This is a genomic window from Micromonospora sp. M42 (genome assembly GCF_000568915.1).
GTDB lineage: Bacteria > Actinomycetota > Actinomycetes > Mycobacteriales > Micromonosporaceae > Micromonospora > Micromonospora chalcea.
In genome coordinates this window covers 6678145-6703188 of record NZ_KK037233.1, presented here as the reverse complement: position 1 = coordinate 6703188, position 25044 = coordinate 6678145, and the positions used below count along the sequence as shown (strand labels likewise).

General features: G+C 74.1%; 1 protein-coding gene and 1 pseudogene. Both read right to left on the bottom strand.

Annotated elements, in window-relative coordinates; genetic code table 11:
- Nucleotides 1-4998 (bottom strand): type I polyketide synthase (locus MCBG_RS33310; RefSeq protein ID WP_369799344.1); only part of this gene is annotated, 4998 nt, incomplete at its 3' end.
- Between the two features lie 484 nt (nt 4999-5482).
- Nucleotides 5483-25044: pseudogene (locus tag MCBG_RS30695) on the bottom strand (SDR family NAD(P)-dependent oxidoreductase); the annotation flags it as partial.

Genomic DNA, 25044 nt, shown 5'->3' with positions numbered 1-25044 from the left:
GACGGCGGTCAACTCCGGCAGGTCCGCCACGAGGGCGTCGACGGCGGCCCGGTCGGTGACGTCGCACGCCACGACCCGCACCGCACCCAACTCGGCCACCAACTCCGCCGCACCCGGCGCCCCCGGACCCCGCCGCGAGGCGAGGACCACCTCACCGGCCCCGTTCGCCAGCAACCAGCGGGCCACGTGCCGACCCAACGCTCCTGTACCACCGGTCACCAGCACCGTCCCGGCGGGCCGCCAACCTGACCCGGCGGGCGGCGCGGCCGGCACCAGCCGCCGGCCGAAGATGCCGCTGCGCCGGACGGCCACCTGGTCCAGGGTGCCGTCGGCGAGGACCGCGACGAGCCCGGCGCGGGCACCGCGGTCGGCGCGGGCGGGCAGGTCGACCAGGCCGCCCCAGCGGTCCGGCTGTTCGAGGGCGACGACCCGGCCCAGGCCCCAGGCCAGGGCCGCCCAGACGTCGTCGACCCGTTCGCCGGCAGTGACGGGCATCGCGGTCCGACTGAGCGCCCACACCCGTCCGGCCAGGCCCGTGTCGGTGAGCGCCCGGACGAGGGTGAGCAGGGCGGCCGTGCCAGCGGGCAACGCCGGCGTGTGCGCCGGGGGCCGGTCCTGGCGGGGCAGGACGCAGAGCACCCCGGCCCAGCCGTCCCCGCTGATCCGGCGCAGCCGCTCGCCCAGGTCGGCGCGGTCGAGGGTGGACGACACGGTGAGCGTGTCCACCCGGGCGCCGGCCTGGGTGAGGGTCTTCGCCACGCCCGCGTCGGCGCCGCTGTCGACGGTGACGATCAGCCACCGCCCGGACAGCCTGGTCTTCGGGTTCGGCCGGACCGGCTCCCACCCGATCCGGTACGACCACCCGTCCAACGCGGTGTCCCGGGACCGGTGACGACGCCAGCGCGAGAGGACCGGCAGGGCCGGGCCGAGCGTGTCCAGGGCGTCGGGGTCGTCGCCGAGTTCGGCGGCGAGGGCGGCCAGGTCGCCACGCTCGACGGCGGTCCAGAACTCGACGTCGCCGCCGTCCGGGGCGGCCCGCTTCTCGGCCGTGCCCTCGGGCCAGTAGCGCTGGTGCTGGAAGGCGTACGTGGGCAGGTCCACCCGCCGCGCGCCGGTCTCGGCGAACCACTGCGTCCAGGTCACCGGCACGCCGTGCACGTGCAACTCGGCCAGGGCGTGCAGCAGCGCGTGCGCCTCCGGACGGTCCCGGCGCTGCACCGCGACGGCCAGCACACCGTCGTCGTCGAGCAGCACGTCGGCGGTCATCGCGGTCAGGACGCTCTTCGGCCCGACCTCCAGGAACGTGTCCACACCGGCAGCCCGCAGAGCGGCGATCCCGTCGGCGTACCGCACGGCCTCGCGCACGTGCCGCACCCAGTACTCCGGCGTGCAGATCTCGTCGCCGGCCAGGGCACCGGTCACGTTCGACACCACCGGCAGCAGCGGCGTGGCAAACGTGAGGCCGTGCAGGACCGCGCGGAACTCGGCCAGCATCGGCTCCATCAACGGACTGTGGAACGCATGGCTCACCGTCAGCCGGCGAGTGCGCACGCCCCGGTCGCGCCAGTGCCGCTCCACCTCGTCGAGGGCCTCGACGCCACCGGACACCACCACTGCGGTGGGTCCGTTGACCGCAGCGACGCCCACCCGGTCGGCGAGCCCGGCGATCGACTCGACCACCGCAGCCTCGTCGGCGGCCACGGCCAGCATGCCGCCACCGGCCGGCAGCGCCTGCATCAACCGACCCCGCGCGGCGACGAGCTGACACGCGTCGGCCAGGGACAACACGCCCGCGACATGCGCCGCGGTCACCTCGCCGATCGAGTGACCGGCCAGCATGTCCGGCACGATCCCGAACGACTCCACCAGGCGGAACAGCGCCACCTCGACCGCGAACAACCCGGCCTGCGTGAACACCGTCTGGTCCAGCAACTCCGCCTCGGCGGACCCCGGCGACGCGAACAGCACCTCCCGCAACGGACGCGGCAGCAACGGATCGAGCTGCGCACACACCTCGTCCAACGCGGTCGCGAACACGGGGAACAGAGCGGACAGCTCCCGGCCCATCCCCGCACGCTGCGCGCCTTGGCCGGAGAAGAGCAGCGCGAGCTGGCCGCGTACGGCGGTGGAGCCGGTCACGACGGTCCCGGAGGGCTCGCCCGCGTCGAGGGCCCGAAGCGCGGTGAGCAGGTCGTTGCCGTCGGCCACCACGGCGACGGCGCGCTGTTCCAGCGCGGGTCGGGTGGTGACGGAGGACCAGGCCACGTCCAGCGGACGCGGGGCCTCGTCGGCGGCGAGCCAGCGCGCCCACCGGCCCGCTTGGCCGGCCAGGGCCGCGTCGGAGCGCGCGGAGAGCAGCACCGGTACGACCGGCGGCACGTCGCGGGCGACGACCTCGCCCTCGATCGTCTCGGCGGGCGGCTGCTCGATGATCACATGCGCGTTCGTGCCGGAGATCCCGAACGACGACACCGCCGCCCGACGCGGCCGGTCCACCCGAGGCCACGGGGTGGGCTCGGTCGCGAGGGCCACCGCCCCGGCCGTCCAGTCGATGTGTGGGGACGGCTCATCCACGTGCAGGGTCGGCGGGACGACGCCGTGGCGCATCGCCATGACCATCTTGATCACACCGGCGACACCGGCGGCGGCCTGCGTGTGCCCGATGTTCGACTTGACCGAGCCGAGCCACAACGGCTCCCGCCCCTGCCGGTCCTGCCCGTACGTGGCCAGGACGGCCTGCGCCTCGATCGGGTCACCCAGCGTCGTACCCGTACCGTGCGCCTCCACGGCGTCCACGTCGGCCGCAGTGAGCCGCGCGTTCGCCAACGCCTGCCGGATCACCCGCTGCTGCGACGGACCGTTCGGCGCGGTCAGCCCGTTCGACGCACCGTCCTGGTTCACGGCCGTGCCCCGCACCACGGCGTAGATCTTCCGGCCCTCGCGCTGGGCGTCGGAGAGCCGCTGCACCAGCAGCACGCCGACGCCCTCGGACCAGCCGGTGCCGTCGGCCGACGCCGCGAACGACTTGCAGCGGCCGTCGGCCGACAGGCCGCGCTGCCGGGAGAACTCGATGAACGTGCCCGGCGTCGCCATCACCGTCACACCACCGGCCAACGCCAGATCACACTCGCCGGAACGCAACGCCTGCGCGGCGAGGTGCAGCGCGACGAGGCTGGAAGAACAAGCGGTGTCGACGGTGACGGCCGGGCCCTCGAGCCCGAAGGTGTAGGCGACCCGACCGGACAGCACGCTGCCCGACGTGCCCGTGCCGACGAAGCCCTCGGCGTCCGGCGGCAGGTCCATCAGGCGGGAGGCGTAGTCGTGGTACATGACACCGGCGAACACACCCGTCCGGCTGCCCCGCAACCGCTGCGGATCAAGCCCCGCCGACTCGAACGACTCCCACGACGCCTCCAACAGCAACCGCTGCTGCGGATCCATCGCCAGGGCCTCACGCGGCGAAATACCGAAGAAACCGGGGTCGAACTCTGCCGCGCCGTACAGGAAACCGCCGTGGCGCGTGTACGACGTACCGCTGCGGTTCGGGTCCGGGTCGAAGAGCGACTCCAGGTCCCAGCCGCGATCCGCCGGGAACTCCCCGATCCCCTCACCGCCGCCGGCCAGCAACTCCCACAGTTCGTCGGGAGATTCCACCCCGCCCGGGTAACGGCAGGCCATGCCCACGATCGCGATCGGCTCGTCGGCGCCGACGACCGTGCCGGCGACCTGTGCGCTGGCCGACGCGCTGACGCCGGCCAGCTCCGACCACAGGTGCTCGGCGAGCACGGCCGGGGTCGGATAGTCGAACACCAGCGTCGAGGCCAGCCGCAGCCCGGTGGCCGCGTTCAACCGGTTACGCAGGTCCACCGCCGTCAGCGAGTCGAAGCCCAGCTCCCGGAACGCCCGGTCCGCCGGCACCGACTCCGCACCACCGTGCCCCAACACCTGCGCGACCAGACCCCGTACCAGCACGTCGATATGGGCGCGGCCCTCGTCCTCGGTGAGCCCGGCGAGCCGGTCGGCCCAGCCGCCACCGCCCTGCCCCGCCTGGCGGCGGGTGCCGGTCACGCCGATCAGGGTGCGCAGCACGGCCGGCACGGGGCCGCCTGAGGTCGCCGCCCGCAGCGCGGGCACGTCGATCACGGCCGGTACGAGGGCCGGACGGTCGGCACGCAGGGCGGCGTCGAAGAGTTCCAGCCCGACCTCGGCGCTCATCGGCGTCAGACCCGCCCGCGCGGACCGCGCCCGGTCCGCCTCCTCGATCGAGGCGGCCATGCCGGCGGTGTCCCACATGCCCCACGCGAGACTGACGGCCGGCAGACCCAACTGCCGCCGGTGGACCGCAAGCCCGTCGAGGAAGGCGTTGCCCGCCGCGTACGCCGACTGACCCGGCGAGCCGAGCACACCCGCCACCGACGAGAACACCACGAACAGATCCAGATCCAGACCCGCCGTCGCCTCGTGCAGGAACCAACCCGCCGACACCTTCGGCGCCAACACCCCGGCCAGCCGCGCCGCCGTCAGCCCCTCCACGACACCGTCGTCCAGGACGCCGGCGGTGTGCACGACACCCGCCAGCCGACCCTCGGCGGTGACCTCGGCAACCAAAGCGCCGACCTGGTCCCGATCGGTCACGTCACAGGCGGCGATCCGCACGGACGCGCCCAGCGCCGACAACCGCTCCGACAACTCACCCGCACCGGCGGCCTCCGGACCGCGCCGCGAGACGAGCACCAGCGACCGCACGCCGTGCACCGACACCAGGTGCTCCGCGACCAGCGCCCCGAGCGCACCCGTACCGCCGGTCACCAGCACCGCGCCGTCACCCAAGCTGGGCGTCTGCGCGGCCGTGACGCCGGCCCGGACCAGGCGCGGCGAGTACACCGCGCCCTCGCGGACGGCGAGCTGGCCGCCGGTCGTGGCCGGTTCCCGCAGGACGCCGTCCAGCAGGGCAACCAGCGCGGCGTCCAGGTCGCCGTCGACGTCCGCGAGGACCATGCGGCCCGGGTGCTCCGACTGCGCCGAACGCAGTAGACCCCATACCGCAGCGCTCGCCAGGTCGGTCACCCGGTCGCCGTCGCCGATCGACACCGCACCCCGGGTCACGACCACGAGCCGCGAGTCCGCCAGGGCATCCGCCGCGAGCCAGGACTGCACCGTCGCCAGCACGTCCGAGGTCACTGCCCGGACCGACTCCGGCGTCGCCGCGCCGGGCGCGGGGAACACCGGCAGCAGCAGCGTCCGGGGGACGGACTCCTCCCCCCGTGACCGTCGCCACGTCGGCGTACGTGGGCATTCCTACCGGTGCCGGCAGCTCCAGGCCGCCGGTCACCAGCGCCCATCCGGAAAGCTCCCCGGCGGGTGCGGCCTGCACGGCCGGCCACCGCAGCTCGAACAGCGACCGCGAGGCCACGCCCGGCGCGGCCGCGCCGGTCAGCTCTCGCAGGACGAGGGAGTCCATCGACACGACCGGCGCGCCCACCTCGTCGTACGCGGCCAGCCGCAGCCCGGAGCCGTCGCGGGTCAGGCGCACCCGCAGCGTCCCCGCGCCTGCGGCGTGGACCTGCACGCCCTCGAAGGCGAACGGCACCCGTGGTCCGCTCGATTCCTCGCCACCGAGCAGCAGCCCGATCGGGTGCAGGGCGGCGTCCAGCAGCGCCGGGTGCACGCCGAATCCGGCGCTCTCCGTGGCGGCGGCCTCCGGCAGGGCCACCTCGGCGAACAGTTCGTCGCGGCCGACCCAGGCGCGCTGGAGTCCCTGGAAGACCGGCCCGTACGCCAGGCCGTGCTCCGCCAGCGTCGCGTACCACCCCGCGAGGTCCACCTCCGACGTCGGGGCGGGGGGCCAGGTGATCGTGTCGGGCTCGTCGGCGGTGGACGCCTCCAGCACACCCTCCGCGTGCCGGGTCCAGCCCGCCTCGGGATCGTCGTCGGGGCGCGAGTAGACGGCGACGGGACGTTGCGGCGACTCCGACGTGGACACCCGCACCTGAATGCGGACGCCGCCGGATTCGGGGAGCACCAGCGGGGCGGCCATGGTCAGCTCCCGCAGCCGGGAGAGGCCCACCTCGTCGCCGGCCCGTACGGCCAGCTCGACCAGGGCCGTGCCGGGTACGAGCGTCAGCCCGGAGACCGTGTGGTCGGCCAGCCACGGGTGCGTGGTCAGGGAGAGCCGGCCGGTCAGCACCATCTCGTCGTCGCCGGCCAGGTCCACTGTCGCGCCGAGCAGCGGGTGCCCGGTGCGGCCGAGTCCGGCCCCGGACACGTCGCCCGTACGCGCCCGGCCGGCGGTGGGCCAGTAGCGCTGGTGCTGGAAGGCGTACGTGGGCAGGTCGACGCGGCGCGCGCCGGTGTCGGCGAACCACTGCGTCCAGGTCACCGGCATCCCGTGCACGTGCAACTCGGCCAGGGCGTGCAGCAACGCCTGCGCCTCCGGACGGTCCCGGCGCTGCACAGCCACCGCCAGCACACCGTCGTCGTCGGGCAGCACGTCGGCGTTCATGGCGGTCAGGACGCTCTGCGGACCGACCTCCAGGAACGTGTCGATACCGGCGGCCCGCAGGGCGGCGATCCCGTCGGCGTACCGGACGGCCTCGCGCACGTGCCGCACCCAATAGTCGGCCGTGCGGATCTCGTCGCCGGCCAGGGCCCCGGTCACGTTCGACACCACCGGCAGCAGCGGCGTGGCAAACGTGAGGCCCTGCAGGACCGCGCGGAACTCGGCCAGCATCGGCTCCATCAACGGACTGTGGAACGCATGGCTGACAGTGAGCCGGCGGGTCCGCACGCCCCGCTCGCGCCAGACCCGCTCCACCTCGTCCAGGGCCTCGACAGCACCGGAGACGACGACGGCGGCAGGCCCGTTGACGGCCGCGATACCGACCCGGCCGGTCAGCCCGACGAGAGACTCCACCACCGCAGCCTCATCGGCGGCCACGGCCAGCATGCCGCCGCCCGTGGGCAACGCCTGCATCAACCGACCCCGCGCGGCCACGAGAACGCACGCGTCGGCCAGGGACAACACCCCGGCCACATACGCCGCGGTCACCTCACCGATCGAGTGACCGGCCAGCATGTCCGGCACGATCCCGAACGACTCCACGAGGCGGAACAGCGCCACCTCGACCGCGAACAACCCGGCCTGCGTGAACACCGTCTGATCCAGCAACTCCGCCTCGGCGGACCCCGACGACGCGAACAGCACCTCCCGCAACGGACACGGCAGCAACGGATCCAGGTGCGCACACACCTCGTCCAACGCGGCGGCGAACACCGGGAACCCGGCGTACAACTCCCGGCCCATCCCGGCGCGCTGCGCGCCCTGGCCGGAGAAGAGCAGGGCGAGCTGGCCGCGCTGGCCGGTGGCGCCGGAGACGACCGTACCGGTGGGGTCGCCGTCGGCGAGGGCGGTCAACGCCGCGACCAGGTCGTCCCGGTCGGCGGCGGTGACGACCGCCCGGTGTTCCAGCGCGGGCCGGGTGGTGACGGAGGACCAGGCCACGTCCAGCGGACGCGGGGCCTCGTCGGCGGTCAGCCAGCGCGCCCACCGGCCCGCCTGCGCCGACAGCGCGGCGGCGTCGCGGGCCGACAGCAGCACCGGCACCACCGGCACCTCGCGGACGACGACCTCCCCCTCAACCACCTCGGCGGGCGGCTGCTCAATGATCACGTGCGCGTTCGTGCCGGAGATCCCGAACGACGACACCGCCGCCCGACGCGGCCGGTCCACCGCCGGCCACGGGGTGGGCTCGGTGGCCAGGGCCACCGCCCCCGCCGACCAGTCGACATGCGGCGACGCCTCGTCCACATGCAACGTCGCCGGCACCAGACCGTGCCGCATCGCCAACACCATCTTGATCACACCGGCCACTCCGGCCGCGGCCTGCGTGTGCCCGATGTTCGACTTCACCGACCCCAGCAGCAACGGCCGATCCTGCGGACGCTCCTGCCCGTACGTCGCCAGCAGAGCCTGCGCCTCGATCGGGTCACCCAGCGTCGTACCCGTACCGTGCGCCTCCACCACATCCACCTCGGCGGTGGTGAGCCGCGCGTTCGCGAGGGCCTGCCGGATCACCCGCTGCTGCGACGGACCGTTCGGCGCCGTCAGCCCGTTCGACGCACCGTCCTGGTTCACGGCCGTGCCCCGCACCACGGCGTAGATCTTCCGGCCCTCGCGCTGGGCGTCGGAGAGCCGCTGCACCAGCAGCACGCCGACGCCCTCGGACCAGCCGGTGCCGTCGGCCGACGCCGCGAACGACTTGCAGCGGCCGTCGGCCGACAGGCCGCGCTGCCGGGAGAACTCGATGAACGTGCCCGGCGTCGCCATCACCGTCACACCACCGGCCAACGCCAGATCACACTCGCCGGAACGCAACGCCTGCGCGGCGAGGTGCAGCGCGACGAGGCTGGAAGAACAAGCGGTGTCGACGGTGACGGCCGGGCCCTCGAGCCCGAAGGTGTAGGCGACCCGACCGGACAGCACGCTGCCCGACGTGCCCGTGCCGACGAAGCCCTCGGCGTCCGGCGGCAGGTCCATCAGGCGGGAGGCGTAGTCGTGGTACATGACACCGGCGAACACACCCGTCCGGCTGCCCCGCAACCGCTGCGGATCAAGCCCCGCCGACTCGAACGACTCCCACGACGCCTCCAGCAGCAACCGCTGCTGCGGATCCATCGCCAGGGCCTCACGCGGCGAAATACCGAAGAAGCCCGGGTCGAACTCCGCCGCCCCGTACAGGAAACCACCATGGCGCGTGTACGACGTACCGCTGTGCTCCGGGTCCGGGTCGAACAGGCTCTCCAGGTCCCAGCCGCGATCGGTGGGGAACTCCGAGATCCCGTCGCCGCCGCCGGCCAGCAACGCCCACATCTGGTCGGGACTATCGACGCCACCGGGGTAGCGGCAGGCCATGCCCACGATCGCGATCGGCTCGTCGGTGCCGGCGGTGAGCACCGCCGTCTGGCGGGCGGTGATCTGCCCGGAGACCTGCTCGTGCAGGTGGTCGGCGAGCACGGCCGGGGTCGGATAGTCGAACACCAGCGTCGAGGCCAGCCGCAGCCCGGTGGCCGCGTTCAACCGGTTACGCAGGTCCACCGCCGTCAGCGAGTCGAAGCCCAACTCCCGGAACGCCCGGTCCGCCGGCACCGACTCCGCACCACCGTGCCCCAACACCTGCGCGACCAGACCGCGCACCAGCACGTCGATCTGGGCGCGTGCCTCGTCGGGCGCCAGGCCCGCGAGCTGGTTGGCCCAGTCGCCGCTCCGCACGGCCCGTCGCCGGGCCGCCGTCGACCCGATCAGGGTACGCAGCACGGCCGGCGCCGGGCCGGCGCCGAGCGCTGCGCGCATCGCCGGTACGTCGATCACGGCCGGCACCAACGTCGGCCGCTCCGCCACCAGGGCGGCGTCGAACAGCTCCAACCCGATCTCGGCGCTCATCGGCGTCAGACCCGCCCGCGCGGACCGAGCCCGGTCCGCCTCGTCGATCGAGGCGGCCATGCCTGCCGTGTCCCACATCCCCCACGCCAGACTCACCGCAGGCAACCCGAGCTGCCGCCGGTGGACCGCAAGCCCGTCGAGGAAGGCGTTGCCCGCCGCATACGCCGACTGACCCGGCGAACCCAACACACCAGCAACCGACGAGAACACCACGAACAAGTCGAGACCCAGCGACGCCGTCGCCTCATGCAGGAACCAACCCGCCGACACCTTCGGCGCCAACACCCCCGCCAGCCGCTCCGCCGTCAGCCCCTCCACGACACCGTCATCCAACACACCAGCGGTGTGCACCACACCCGCCAGCCGACCCCCGGCAACGACCTCCGCCACCAGACCGAACACCTGGTCCCGGTCCGTCACGTCACAGGCAACGACCCGCACCGACGCACCCAGCGCCGACAGCCGCTCCGACAACTCGCCCGCACCGGCGGCTTCCGGACCACGCCGCGACACCAGCACCAGCGACCGCACACCATGCGCCGACACCAGATGCTCCGCCACCAACGCCCCGAGCGCACCCGTACCACCGGTCACCAGCACCGCACCGCCACCCACGACCGGCGTCTCCACCGACACCGGGGCGACCGCACGCACCAGACGCGGCACGAACACCTCACCCGCACGCACCGCGACCTGACCACCGAACGCCACCGGCTCGTCGGCCACCGTGGTCAGCACACCCAGCAGCCCGGCGTCCACGTCGCCGTCCACGTCCGCCAGCACGATGCGGCCCGGGTGCTCCGACTGCGCCGAACGCAGCAGACCCCACACCGCCGCACCTGCCAGGTCGGACACCCGATCGTCCGCCGCCACCGACACCGCGCCCCGGGTCACCACCACCAGCCGCGACTCCGCCAGCGCGTCCGCCGCCAGCCAGGACCGCACGGTCGCCAGCACGGCCGTGGTCGCCGCGCGTACCGCGTCGGGGACGGCGCTCTCCGGCGCGTCGAGCGGCAGCAGCAGCGCCTTCGGTGCGATCGTCCGGCCGGCGTCGACGGCCGCGACGAGCGCCTCGACGTCGCCGTACGCCGGCAGGTCGGCGGTTGCCGGCGAGCCGACCAGCGCCCACCCGGAGAGGTCCCCGGTGGCGGCGATCTCCTCGGCCTGCCAGGTGAGTTCGAACATCGCGCGGGCTGCCGCGCCCGCCGTGGTCACGCCGGTCAGTTCGCGCAGGGCGAGGGAGTCGACCGAGACCACGGCCGCGCCCGACTCGTCGCACGCGACCAGGCGCACCGCCGAGCCCGTACGCGACAGCCGGACCCGCAGCACCCGCGCGCCCGAGGCATACACCTGCACACCCTCGAACGCGAACGGCACCCGCGGCCCACCCGGACCCTCCGCACCCACCAGCAGTCCGATCGGATGCAGCGCCGCATCCAGCAGCGCCGGGTGCACACCGAACCCCGCGGCGTCACCGGCCACCTCGTCCGGCAACACCACCTCGGCGAACACCTCGTCGCCGCCCGTCCACACCCGGCGCAGCCCCCGGAACACCGGCCCGTACGACAGGCCACGCTCCGCCAGGGCCGGATACCAGCCCGCCACGTCCACCTCGGACGCACCGACCGGCGGCCACTCCCCCACGCCCGGCTCGTCGGCCGACGCCGGCTCCAGCACGCCCTCCGCATGCCGCACCCAGTCAGCCTCCGGATCACCCTCGGACTGCGAGTGCACCGCCACGACCCGGGTGCCGGTCTCGTCGGCCGCACCGACGCGCACCTGCACCCGCACCGCGCCGGACTCCGGCAGCACCAGCGGCGCGCCCACGGTCAGCTCCCGCACCCGCGACGCACCCACCTCGTCACCCGCCCGCACCGCCAACTCCACCAGGGCAGCGCCCGGCACGATCACCGCGCCGGAGACGACGTGGTCGGCGAGCCACGCGTGCGTCGACGTCGACAGGCGGCCGGTCAGCACCACCATGTCCTCGCCGGCCACGGAGACCGCCGCGCCGAGCAGCGGGTGCCCGGCGACGCCGAGGCCCGCCCCGGACACGTCGGCGGTACGCGTCTGGCCCGCGCCGAGCCAGTACCGCTGGTGCTGGAAGGCGTACGTGGGCAGGTCGACCCGGGCGGCGCCGGCGTCGGTGAACCACTGCGTCCAGGTCACCGGGACACCGTGGACGTGCAGGTCGGCGAGGGCGTGCAGCAGTGCCTGCGGGGCGGGCCGGTCCCGACGCTGGACGGCCACCGCCAGCGCGTCATCGGCGAGCAGGTCGGCGTTCATGGCGGTCAGGACGCTCTGCGGGCCGATCTCCAGGAAGGTGTCGACCCCGGTGGCCCGCAGGGCGGCGATGCCGTCGGCGTAGCGGACGGCCTCCCGCACGTGCCGCACCCAGTACTCGGCGCGGGTGATCTCCTGCGGGTCGGCGAGCGCGCCGGTCAGGTTCGACACCACCGGCAGCAGCGGCGCCCGGAACGCCAGCCCCGCCAGGACGGCGCGGAACTCGTCGAGCATCGGCTCCATCAGCGGACTGTGGAACGCGTGGCTCACCACCAGCCGGCGGGTCCGCACGCCCCGGTCGCGCCAGACCCGCTCCACCTCGTCCAGGGCCTCGACGGCACCGGAGACGACGACGGCGGCAGGCCCGTTGACGGCCGCGATACCGAGGCGGCCTGTCATCCCGGCGAGAGACTCCGCCACCGCAGCCTCGTCGGCGGCCACGGCCAGCATGCCGCCACCGGCCGGCAGCGCCTGCATCAACCGACCCCGCGCGGCCACGAGAACGCACGCGTCGGCCAGGGACAACACCCCGGCCACATACGCCGCGGTCACCTCACCGATCGAATGACCGGCCAGCACGTCGGGCACGATCCCGAACGACTCCACCAGGCGGAACAACGCCACCTCGACCGCGAACAACCCGGCCTGCGTGAACACCGTCTGGTCCAGCAACTCCGCCTCGGCGGACCCCGACGACGCGAACAGCACCTCCCGCAACGGACGCGGCAACAACGGATCCAGGTGCGCACACACCTCGTCCAGCGCGGCGGCGAACACCGGGAACCCGGCGTACAACTCCCGGCCCATCCCCGCACGCTGCGCACCCTGGCCGGAGAAGAGCACGGCCAGCTGCGTACGCGTCGTGCCGGTCCCCGTTGCCACGGCGGCGGCCGGCTCACCGGCAGCGAGCGCCCGCAGCCCGGCCAGCAGTTCGTCCCGGCCCGTCGCGGTGACCACCGCACGGTGCTCCAGCACGGCCCGGCTGACTGTCGACGACCAGCCGACGTCGGCGGGGCGCAGTTTCTCGTCGTCGGCGATCCAGCGGGCCCAGCGGTCGGCCTGCGCCGCGACGGCGGCCTCGGAGCGGGCCGAGAGCAGCACGGGCGTCGGCAGCGACCCGGCGGCGGGCGTCGGCGCGTGCTCGCCCCCGGTGGGCTCCGCTTCGGCGGGGGGCTGCTCGATGATCACGTGCGCGTTGGTGCCGCTGACGCCGAACGACGAGATCGCGGCGCGACGGGGCTGGCCCGCCGCGGGCCAGTCGCGGGCCTCGGTGAGCAGGGAGACCGCCCCGGCGCTCCACTCGATGTGCGGGGACGGCTCGTCGACGTGCAGTGTCGACGGCAGCACCCCGTGCCGCATCGCCATGATCATCTTGATGATGCCGGCCGCCCCGGCGGCGGCCTGGGTGTGGCCGATGTTCGACTTGATCGAGCCCAGCCACAGCGGCCGGTCGGCGGGCCGGTCCTGCCCGTACGTCGCCAGCAGGGCCTGCGCCTCGATCGGGTCACCCAGGGTCGTGCCGGTGCCGTGCGCCTCGACGGCGTCCACGTCGGCCGTGGTGAGCCGGGCGTTCGCCAGGGCCTGCCGGATCACCCGCTGCTGCGACGGGCCGTTGGGGGCCGTCAGCCCGTTCGACGCACCGTCCTGGTTCACGGCGCTGCCCCGTACCACCGCCAGGATCCGCCGGCCCTCCCGCTGCGCGTCGGAGAGTCGTTGCACAAGCAGCACGCCCACACCCTCGGACCAGCCCGTACCGTCCGCCGACGCCGCAAAGGACTTGCAGCGACCGTCCTGCGACAGGCCCCGCTGGCGGGAGAACTCGATGAACGTGCCCGGCGTCGCCATCACCGTCACGCCACCGGCCAGGGCGAGATCGCACTCGCCGCCGCGCAGTGCCTGCACCGCGAGGTGCAGCGCCACCAGCGACGACGAGCACGCCGTGTCGACAGTGACGGCCGGGCCTTCGAGGCCGAAGGTGTACGCGACCCGGCCGGACAGCACGCTGCCGGAGGTGCCGGTGCCGAGGTAGCCGCCCACGCCCTCGGGCAGGTCCTGCACGCCGGAGGCGTAGTCGTGGTACATGAGCCCGGCGAAGACGCCGGTCCGGCTGCCACGTAGCCGCGACGGGTCGAGGCCGGCCGACTCGAACGTCTCCCAGGACGCCTCCAGCAGCAGTCGCTGCTGCGGGTCCATGGCGATCGCCTCGCGCGGCGAGATGCCGAAGAAGTCCGGGTCGAACTCGGCGGCCCCGTACAGGAAGCCACCGTGGCGGGTGTACGACGTCCCGGGGTTGTCCGGGTCGGGGTGGAAGAGCCGGTCGAGTTCCCAGCCCCGGTCGGTGGGGAACTCGCCGATACCGTCGGCGCCGGCGGCGACCAGGTCCCACAGCTGCTGCGGGTTCGTCACGCCGCCCGGGTAGCGGCAGGCCATGCCCACGATGGCGATCGGCTCGTCGACGTTTGTCGCCCGCACGGCCCGCTGCTGCTCGGCGACCTGGCCGGACAGCTGCTCGTACAGGTGCTCCGACAGGGCAGCGGGGGTCGGGTAGTCGAAGACGAGCGTCGACGTGAGCCGCAGTCCGCTCGCGCTGTTGATCCGGTTACGCAGCTCGACGGCGGTCAGCGAGTCGAAGCCCAGTTCCCGGAACGCCCGGTCCGCCGGCACCGCATCGGCGCCGCCGTGGCCGAGCACCTGCGCGATCATCCCACGCACCAGCAGAGCCACCTGCGTACGCGCCTCCTGCGGGTCGAGGCCGGCCAGCCGGTCGGCCCACGCGCCGGTGCCGGAGCGGCGACGCTTCGCGGCCGGTCCCACCAGGCCCCGCAGCATCACCGGCACCCGGCCGGCGGCGGTCCGTGCCCGCATGGCGGGCAGGTCGACAACGGCCGGCACCAGCGCCGCGCCGCCGTGGGTCAGGGCGGCGTCCCACATCCCGAGCCCGACCGGGGCGGTCATCGGGACCAGACCGGCCCGGGTCACCCGCGCCCGGTCGGTGTCGTTGATCGACGCGGCCATGCCGTCGGTGTCCCACATGCCCCACGCGAGGCTGACGGCGGGCAGCCCGCGCTGCGCCCGCAGCACGGCGAGGGCGTCCAGGAAGGCGTTGCCGGCCGCGTACGCGGCCTGGCCGGGAGAGCCGAGCACCCCGGCGACGGAGGAGAAGAGCACGAACAGGTCGAGGTCCAGCTCGGCGGTCGCCTCGTGCAGCCACCAGCCCGCCGTGACCTTCGGGGCCAGCACGTCCGCCAGCCGGTCGGCGGTGATCCCGCTGACGATGCCGTCGTCGAGGACGCCGGCGGTGTGGACCACCCCGGCCAGGCGGTCGTCGGCGGTGATGGACCGGACCAGCTCGCCGACGCGCTCGCGGTCGGTCACGTCCGTGGCGACCACGCGGGCGGTCGCGCCCAGCGCGGCCAGCCGCCGCACCAGCTCGTCGGCTCCGGGGGCCGCCGGGCCCTGCCGGGACGCCAGCACCAGCGAACGCACGCCGTAGGCGGTGACGAGGTGTTCGGACACCAGGGCGCCCAGCGATCCGGTGCCGCCGGTGACGAGGACGGTTCCCCCGCCGAGGGTCGCCGGGGTCCGCGCGGCGCCCGTGGCGCGGACCAGCCGCGGCAGGTACGCCGTACCCGAACGCACCGCGACCTGCCCGCCGAGGTCGGGGTCGTCGGCGGCTGCGGCGAGCAGGGCCAGCAGGTCGGCGTCCAGGTCGGCGCCGGGTTCCAGGTCGGCCAGCACGAGCCGGCCGGGGAGCTCCGACTGGGCCGAGCGCAGCAGGCCCCAGACCGCCGCCCCCGCCAGGTCGCTCACGCGGTCGTCGGCGCCGGTGGTCACGGCGCCGCGGGTCACGACGACCAGCCGCGAGTCCGCCAGCGGCTCGGCCGCCAGCCACGCCTGCACCGCGCCGAGGACGTCCGTCGTGGCGGAGCGCACCGCGTCGGGCACGTCCGTCCCGGAGGTCGCCGGGGTGACGGGTAGCAGCAGCGCCGCCGGGGCGGTGCCGTCCGTCGCCGCCGTGATCAGAGCGGCGACGTCGGCGTACGCCGGGAGCTGCGGCGCGCCGTCGAGCGGGCGGTCACCGAGCACGGCCCAGCCGTACGCGCCGTCGGGCGCGGCGATCTGCTCGGGCTGCCAGGAGACCTCGAACAGGGATCGGTACGCCTCGTCCGGCGCGGCCGCCAGGCCGGTCATCTCGCGCAGTGCCAGCGAGTCCACCGACACCACGGGCACGCCCGTCTCGTCGGCGGCGACCAGCCGCACCGAGTTGCCGGAGGCGGTGAGGCGGACCCGGAGCGTCCGGGCGCCGACGGCGTGGACCTGCACACCCTCGAACGCGAACGGCACCCGGGGACCGCCGCCCGACTGGTCGGCGGGCAGCAGCCCGACGGGGTGCAGGGCGGCGTCCAGCAACGCCGGGTGCACCCCGAAGCCCGCCGGGTCACCGGTGACCTCGTCGGGGAGGGCGACCTCGGCGAACACCTCGCCGTCGGCGGTCCACGCCCGGCGCAGGCCCCGGAAGACCGGCCCGTACGCGAGCCCGTGCTCGGCGACCGTCGCGTACCAGCCGGTGACGTCCACCTCGGACGCGCCGGGTGGCGGCCAGGCGCCCAGGGTGGGCTCGTCGGCAGTGGGGACGCCGACGAGGCCGTCGGCGTGCCGGGTCCAGCCCGACTCGGAGTCGTCCTCGGGCTGGGAGTGCACGGTCACCGAGCGACTGCCGGTCCCGTCGACGGGACCGACCCGGACCTGGACCCGTACCCCGCCGCCGATGGCGGGCAGCACGAGCGGGGCGAGCACTGTCAGCTCGCGGACGCGGGAAGCGCCGACCTCGTCGCCCGCCCGGACGACGAGGTCCACCAGCGCGGTGCCCGGCACCACCACGGCGCCGGAGACGATGTGGTCGGCGAGCCACGGGTGCGTCGACACCGACAGCCGGCCGGTCAGCACCACCATGTCCTCGCCGGCGACAGACACCGCCGCGCCGAGCAGCGGGTGCCGCGCCACGCCGAGGCCGGCCCCGGAGACGTCGGCGGACTGGCCGGTGGGCGGCAGCCAGTACCGCTCCCGCTGGAAGGCGTACGTGGGCAGGTCGACTCGCCGCGCGCCGGTCTCGGCGAACCACTGCGTCCAGGTCACCGGCATCCCGTGCACGTGCAGTTCGGCCAGGGCGTGCAGCAACGCGTGCGCCTCCGGACGGTCCCGGCGCTGCACAGCCACCGCCAGCACACCGTCGTCGTCAGGCAGCACGTCGCCGGTCATCGCGGTCAGGACGCTCTGCGGCCCGACCTCCAGGAACGTGTCCACACCGGCAGCCCGCACAGCGGCGATCCCATCGGCGAACCGCACCGCCTCACGCACATGCCGCACCCAATACTCCGGCATGCAGATCTCATCGCCGGCCAGGGCACCCGTCACGTTCGACACGACCGGCAACAACGGCGCGGCGAACTCCAACCCGTCGAGAACGGCCCGGAAATCGGCGAGCATCGGCTCCATCAACGGACTGTGGAACGCATGGCTCACCGCGAGCCGACGGGTACGCACCCCCCGATCCCGCCAAACCCGCTCCACCTCATCCAACGCGTCAACGGCACCCGACACCACCACAGCGGCAGGCCCGTTAACCGCCGCGATACCAACCCTGCCGGTCAGCCCCGCGAGAGACTCCGCCACCGCAGCCTCGTCGGCGGCCACGGCGAGCATCCCGCCACCGGCCGGCAGCGCCTGCATCAACCGACCCCGCGCCGCCACCAACTGACACGCGTCCGCCAGGGACAACACCCCGGCCACATGCGCCGCCGTCACCTCACCGATCGAATGACCAGCCACCACATCGGGCACGATCCCGAACGACTCCACCAGGCGGAACAGCGCCACCTCGACCGCGAACAACCCGGCCTGCGTGAACACCGTCTGATCCAGCAACTCCGCCTCAGCACTACCCGCCTCAGCGAACAGCACCTCCCGCAGCGGACGCGGCAACAACGGATCCAGGTGCCCACACACGTCGTCCAACGCGGCGGCGAACACCGGGAACAGGGCCGACAACTCCCGACCCATCCCCGCACGCTGCGCACCCTGACCCGAGAACAACAGCGCCAACTGGCCGCGCCCGGCGGCAGAACCGGTCACGACGGCCCCCGACGGCTCGCCGGCCGCCACTGCCGCGAGACCCGCCAGCAGCTCGTCCCGGCTCGCCCCGGACACCACCGCCCGGTGCTCCAACGCCGACCGCGACGCCACCGACGACCACGCCACATCCACGCCGCGTGGGGCCTCGTCGACGGCGAGCCACCGCGCCCACCGGCCCGCCTGCCCGGCGAGTGCCGCGGCGTCGCGGGCCGACAGCAGCACCGGCACCACCGGCACCTCGCGGACGACGACCTCCCCCTCAACCACCTCGGCGGGCGGCTGCTCGATGATCACGTGCGCGTTCGTGCCGGAAATCCCGAACGACGACACCCCCGCCCGACGCGGCCGACCCACCCGCGGCCACGGCACCGCCTCGGTCGCCAGAGCGACCGCCCCGGCCGTCCAATCGACGTGCGGGGACGCCTCGTCCACGTGCAGCGTCGCCGGGACGACGCCGTGCCGCATCGCCAACACCATCTTGATCACACCAGCCACACCCGCAGCCGCCTGCGCATGCCCGATGTTCGACTTCACCGACCCGAGCAGCAGCGGCCGATCCTGCGGACGCTCCTGCCCGTACGTCGCCAGCAGAGCCTGCGCCTCGATCGGGTCACCCAGAGTCGTACCCGTACCGTGCGCCTCCACCACATCCACCTCGGCGGTGGTGAGCCGGGCGTTCGCCAGCGCCTGCCGGATCACCCGCTGCTGCGACGGACCGTTCGGCGCCGTCAAGCCGTTCGACGCACCGTCCTGGTTCACGGCGCTGCCCCGTACCACCGCCAGGATCCGCCGGCCCTCCCGCTGCGCGTCGGAGAGCCGTTGCACGAGCAGCACACCCACACCCTCGGACCAGCCCGTACCGTCCGCCGACGCCGCGAACGACCTGCACCGGCCGTCGGCCGACAGACCCCGCTGCCGCGAGAACTCCACGAACGTGCCAGGCGTCGCCATCACCGTCACACCGCCGGCCAACGCCAGATCACACTCACCCGACCGCAACGCCTGCACCGCGAGGTGCAACGCCACCAGCGACGACGAGCACGCCGTGTCGACAGTGACCGCCGGGCCTTCGAGGCCGAAGGTGTACGCGACCCGGCCGGACAGCACGCTGCCCGAGTTGCCGGTGCCGATGTAGCCCTCGACCTCGGGCGTCTCCATCAGGCGCGTCGAGTAGTCGTGGTAGATGACGCCCGCGAAGACACCGGTCCGGCTGCCCCGCAGGCCGGACGGGTCCAGGCCCGCCGACTCGAACGTCTCCCAGGACGCCTCCAGCAGCAGCCGGTGCTGCGGGTCCATGGCGAGGGCCTCGCGCGGCGAGACACCGAAGAAGCCGGGGTCGAACTCCGCCGCGCCGTACAGGAAACCGCCGTGGCGGGTGTACGAGGTGCCGGCGTGGTCGGGGTCCGGGTCGTACAGCGTCTCCAGGTCCCAGCCCCGGTCGGCCGGGAACTCCCCGATGCCCTCCCCACCGGTGCTGACCAGCTTCCACAGCTCGTCGGGAGACTCCACCCCGCCGGGGTAGCGGCAGGCCATGCCGACGATCGCGATCGCCTCGTCGGCGTCGCCGGTCGCCGCCTCGTCGGTCGTGACGGCGCCGGGCCGGGTGCCGGCGAGTTCCGCGTACACGTGGGCCGCCAGGACCTGCGGGGACGGGTGGTCGAACACCAGGGTCGAGGTGAGGCGCAGGCCGGTCGCGCCGTTCACCCGGTTACGCAGCTCGACGGCGGTCAGCGAGTCGAAGCCCAGGTCCTTGAACGCCCGGTCGGCCGGCACCGCCTCGGCGCCGCCGTGCCCGAGGACCTGCGCGACCAGGCCCCGGATCAGCTGGTCGACCTGCGCGAGGCCGTCCTCTGCGCTGAGGCCGGTGAGGCGGTCGGCCCAGCCGCCGGGGGCGCCCTGGCCGGCGCGGCGGCGGGTCGTCGCCACGTCGACCAGGTTGCGCAGCATCGGCGGTACGACCGCGCCGGCTGCTGCCGCCCGCAGCGCGGGTACGTCGATCGCGGCCGGCACCAGCGCCGCCCGCTGTGCCCCCACGGCGGCGTCGAAGAGTTCCAGGCCGGTGTGGGCGTTCATCGGTCGGAGTCCGGCGCGTGCCGTACGGGCCCGGTCGTTGCCGCCGATCGACGCGGCCATGCCGGCGGTGTCCCACATGCCCCAGGCGAGGCTGACCGCCGGCAACCCGAGCTGCCGCCGCCACACCGCCAACCCGTCCAGGAACGCGTTGCCCGCCGCGTACGCCGACTGACCCGGCGAACCCAGCACACCCGCCACCGACGAGAACACCACGAACAAGTCGAGACCCAGCGACGCCGTCGCCTCATGCAACAACCAACCCGCCGACACCTTCGGCGCCAACACCCTTGCCAGACGCTCCTCGGTGACCCGCTCGATCACCCCGTCATCCAGGACACCGGCGGCGTGCACCACACCCGCCAGCCGACCCTCGGCGGAAACCTCACCGACCAGCCCGCACACCTGGTCCCGGTCCGTCACGTCACAGGCAACGACCCGCACCGACGCACCCAGCGCCGACAGCCGCTCCGACAACTCACCCGCACCAGCGGCTTCCGGACCACGACGCGACACCAGCACCAGCGACCGCACACCATGCGCCGACACCAGATGCTCCGCCACCAACGCCCCGAGCGCACCCGTACCACCGGTCACCAGCACCGCACCGCCACCCACGACCGGCGTCTCCACCGACACCGGGGCGACCGCGCGCACCAGACGCGGCACGAACACCGCGCCCGCACGCACCGCGACCTGACCGCCGGCCGGGTCCGCGGCGAAGCGGGCCAGGACGCCCAGCGTGCCGGGGTTGATCGCGTCGTCGACGTCGGCCAGGACGATGCGACCGGGGTGCTCGGACTGCGCGGAGCGCAGCAGGCCCCACACGGCCGCGGCGGCCAGGTCGCTCACCCGGTCCCCGTCGCGGACGGCCAGCGCGCCCCGGGTCACCACCACGAGCTTCGAGTCGACCAGCGCGTCGACGGCCAGCCACTCCTGCACCAGGCCCAGCACGTCGGCGGTGACAGTGCGTACGGCCTCCGCCGGGTCGCCGTCGTCGGCGGGCGACGCGGCCGGCGTGAAGAGCAGCAGGCGCGGCGGGGCGATGCCGGCGTCGATGGCGGCGCGCAGCTGCCGGATCGTCTCGGCGGAGGGGCCACCGGGGACGCCCGGCAGGGCCGGCCCGCCCAGCACCGCCCAGCCCGACGCGTCGTCGACCGGGTCGGCCTCCTCGGCCTGCCAGGCCACCTCGAACAGGGAGCGCGACGCCGCGTTCGGGGCGGCCACCCCGGTCAGCTCCCGCAGGACGAGGGAGTCCACCGACACCACCGGCGCGCCCGCCTCGTCGCGGGCGGTCAGCCGCACCGCGGAGCCGTTGCGGGTCAACCGCACCCGCAGCAGCCTCGCGCCGGAGGCGTGCACCTGTACGCCCTCGAAGGCGAAGGGCACGCGCGGCCCGCCCGTCTCCTCGGCGCCGGGCAGCAGCCCGATCGGGTGCAGGGCGGCGTCCAGCAGCGCCGGGTGCACGCCGAAGCGAGCCGCCTCCGCCGCCGCGTCGTCCGGCAGGACCACCTCGGCGAAGACGTCGTCCTCGCCGGTCCACACCCGGCGCAGCCCCTGGAACGCCGGCCCGTACGACAGGCCGTGTTCGAGGAGCGCCGGGTACCAGCCGGTCAGGTCCACCTCGGTGGCGCCGGCGGGCGGCCAGGCGGTCGGCTGCGGTTCGTCGGCCGTGGCCGGTTCCAGCACGCCCTCCGCGTGCCGGGTCCAGCCCGCCTCGGGGTCGTCGTCGGGGCGGGAGTAGACGGCGACGGGGCGCTGCGGCGAATCCGACGCGGACACCCGCACCTGGATCCGTACGGCGCCGGACTCGGGGAGCACCAGCGGCACGAGCACCGTCAGGTCACGCAGCCGCGGCAGGTCCGCCTCGTCGCCGGCGCGGACGGCAAGCTCCACGAGGGCCGTGCCCGGGACCAGCGGCACGCCGGAGACGACGTGGTCGGCCAGCCAGGGGTGGGTGGTCGGGGAGATCCGGCCGGTCAGCACGATCTCGTCGTCGCCGGCCAGGTCCACGGCCGCGCCGAGCAGACCGTGCTCGGCCACGCCGAGGCCGGCGCCGCTGACGTCGCCGGCGCGCAGCCGGCCCACGGCCGGCCAGAAGCGCTGCCGCTGGAACGGGTACGTCGGAAGGTCGACCGGGCGGGTTCCGGCCGGCAGGAGGGCGGTCCAGGTGATCGGCGTGCCGTGCGCGTACAGCTCCGCAAGCGCGTGGACCAGCGACGCCGGCTCCGGTCGGCCGGGGCGCAGGGTCGCCACGACCGCCGCCGCGTCGTCGTCCGGCAGGCAGGCGCCCACCATGCCGGCGAGCACCGCGTCGGGGCCCAGTTCGAGGAAGGTACGGACGTTGCGCTCGCGCAGGCTCGCGACCCCGTCGGCGAAGCGGACGGTCTCGCGTACGTGGCGGACCCAGTAGTCGGGGGTGCCGATCTCGTCGGGGTCGGCGACCTGCCCGGTCAGGTTCGACACGATCGGCAGGACGGGCCAGTGGAACGTCAGTCCGTCGAGCGTCTGCCGGAACTCGGTCAGCATCGGCTCCATGAGCGGGCTGTGGAACGCGTGGCTGACGGTGAGCCGGCGCGTACGCACACCCCGGTCCTTCCAGGCCCGCTCCACCTCGTCGAGGGCCTCGGCGGCGCCGGAGACCACCACGGCGGTGGGGCCGTTCACGGCGGCGACGCCGACCCGGTCGGCGAACGGGACGATCGACTCGGCCACCGCGGCCTCGTCGGCGGCCACGGCGAGCATGCCGCCGCCCGCCGGCAGGGCCTGCATGAGCCGACCCCGCGCCGCGACCAGCGCGCACGCGTCAGCCAGGGAGAGCACGCCCGCCACGTGCGCCGCCGCGATCTCGCCGATGGAGTGCCCGGCCACCAGGTCCGGCACCACACCGAACGACTCGATCAGCCGGAACAGGGCCACCTCGACGGCGAACAGGCCCGCCTGGGTGAACACCGTCTGATCCAGCAGCTCCGCCCCGGGCGTGCCCTCCGACGCGAACAGCACCTCCCGCAACGGACGCGGCAACAACGGATCCAGGTGACCGCACACCTCGTCCAACGCGGCAGCGAACACCGGGAACGCCCCGTACAACCCGCGACCCATGCCGGGGCGCTGCGCGCCCTGGCCGGAGAAGAGGACCAAGAAGGACCATCTAGCTGTTCATTCCTTAGATTCTCATCTATGCATCTAGACGCAGAAGATGTCATTAGCCGGGACGGGGTGCACTTTAAACCTCTACTTTGGATCGTGACTACACGGGTGATCGTAAGACGTAGTTCGGTTGGGCTTTCTCCTACCTTTAATTAAAAGGAACATGCCTGTAATCAGCGGTATTGACGTCATAGGCTTGGCTGTCACTCCGACTCAATCTAGCTGGGACGAGCCCCGTCATGGCGCGAGGGCTGAGCTTGAGAAGCTCTGCGTCGGGTCCTTAAAAGGGCCATTAACCTCGATCGGAAACAGGAGGCAAGCGTGCGATGTCACCACCGACGTTAGCCGGCGTAACCTGCAGGCGACGAGGTCGCCCGGGACGCCCGTGGCGGGGGCGGCCTGCGCCGGGGCGGGCTCGGGGGCCTGCTCGACGATGGTGTGCGAGTTGGTGCCGCTGATGCCGAACGACGACACCGCCGCGCGGCGGGGCCGGTCGACGGCGGGCCACGGCCGGGCCTCGGTGAGCAGCGCGATCTATATGACGTCCAGTCGATGTGCGGGGACGGCTTCTCGGCGTGCAGGGTCGGCGGCAGCACGCCGTGCCGCATCGCCAGCACCATCTTGATCACACCGGCGACGCCGGCCGCCGCCTGGGCGTGGCCGATGTTCGACTTGACCGACCCCAGCCACAGCGGACGGTCCTGCGGTCGGCCCTGCCCGTACGTGGCCAGCAGCGCCTGCGCCTCGATCGGGTCGCCGAGGGCGGTGCCGGTGCCGTGCGCCTCGACGGCGTCCACATCGGTGGTGGCGAGCCGGGCGTTGGCGAGCGCCTGCCGGATCACCCGCTGCTGGGCGGGGCCGTTCGGCGCGGTCAGACCGCTGCTGGCGCCGTCCTGGTTGACGGCGCTGCCACGCACGACGGCGAGCACGCGGTGACCGTTGCGCTGCGCGTCGGAGAGGCGCTCCAGCAGGAGCATGCCGACGCCCTCGGCGAAACCGGTGCCGTCGGCGCCGGCGCCGAACGCCTTGCACCGCCCGTCGGGCGACAGGCCGCGCTGCCGGGAGAACTCGGTGAGCATGCCGGGGGTGGACATGACGCTCACCCCGCCGGCGAGGGCGAGGCGGCACTCGTCCTGCCGCAGCGCCTGGGTGGCCAGGTGCAGCGCCACCAGCGACGACGAGCAGGCGGTGTCGACGGTGACGGCAGGGCCCTCCAGGCCGAACAGGTACGAGATGCGGCCGGAGGCGACGCTGCCGGCGCTGCCGTTGCCGACGTGGCCGTCCAGTTCGTCGGTGCCGCCGGCGGCCTGGGAGGCGTAGTCGTGGTAGATCAGGCCGACGTAGACGCCGGTGCTGCTGCCCCGCGCCGAGTGGGGGTCGATCCCGGCCCGCTCGAAGGCCTCCCAGGAGGTCTCCAGCAGCAGCCGCTGCTGTGGGTCCATCGCCAGGGCCTCGCGGGGCGAGATCCCGAAGAAGGCGGCGTCGAACTGGGCGGCGTCGTGGAGGAAGCCACCCTGCCGTGGTACGGCGTCCGGGTCCTGGCCGCCGGCGCGCAGGTCGTCGAGGTTCCAGCCCCTGTCGGTGGGGAAGGGCGAGATGACGTCGGCGCCGGCGGTGACCACGTCCCAGAGCTGCTCGGGGGTCTGCACGTCGCCGGGGAACCGGCAGGCCATGCCGATGATGGCGATCGGTTCGTCGAGGGCGGCGGCGGTGCCGACCGCGGCGGGCCGGTCCACGACTGCCGCGCCGCCGAGCTCCCGGTCCAGGAACTCGGCGAGCACCACCGGGGTCGGGTAGTCGAACGCCACGGTGGCGGGCAGCCGCAGGCCGGTGGCGGCGGAGAGCCGGTTGCGCAGCTCCACCGAGGTGAGCGAGTCGAAGCCCAGCTCCTTGAAGGCGCGCTGGGCGTCGACGGTCTCCGCCGAGCGGTGCCCGAGCACTGCCGCCACGCCGGCGGCCACCAGGTCGAG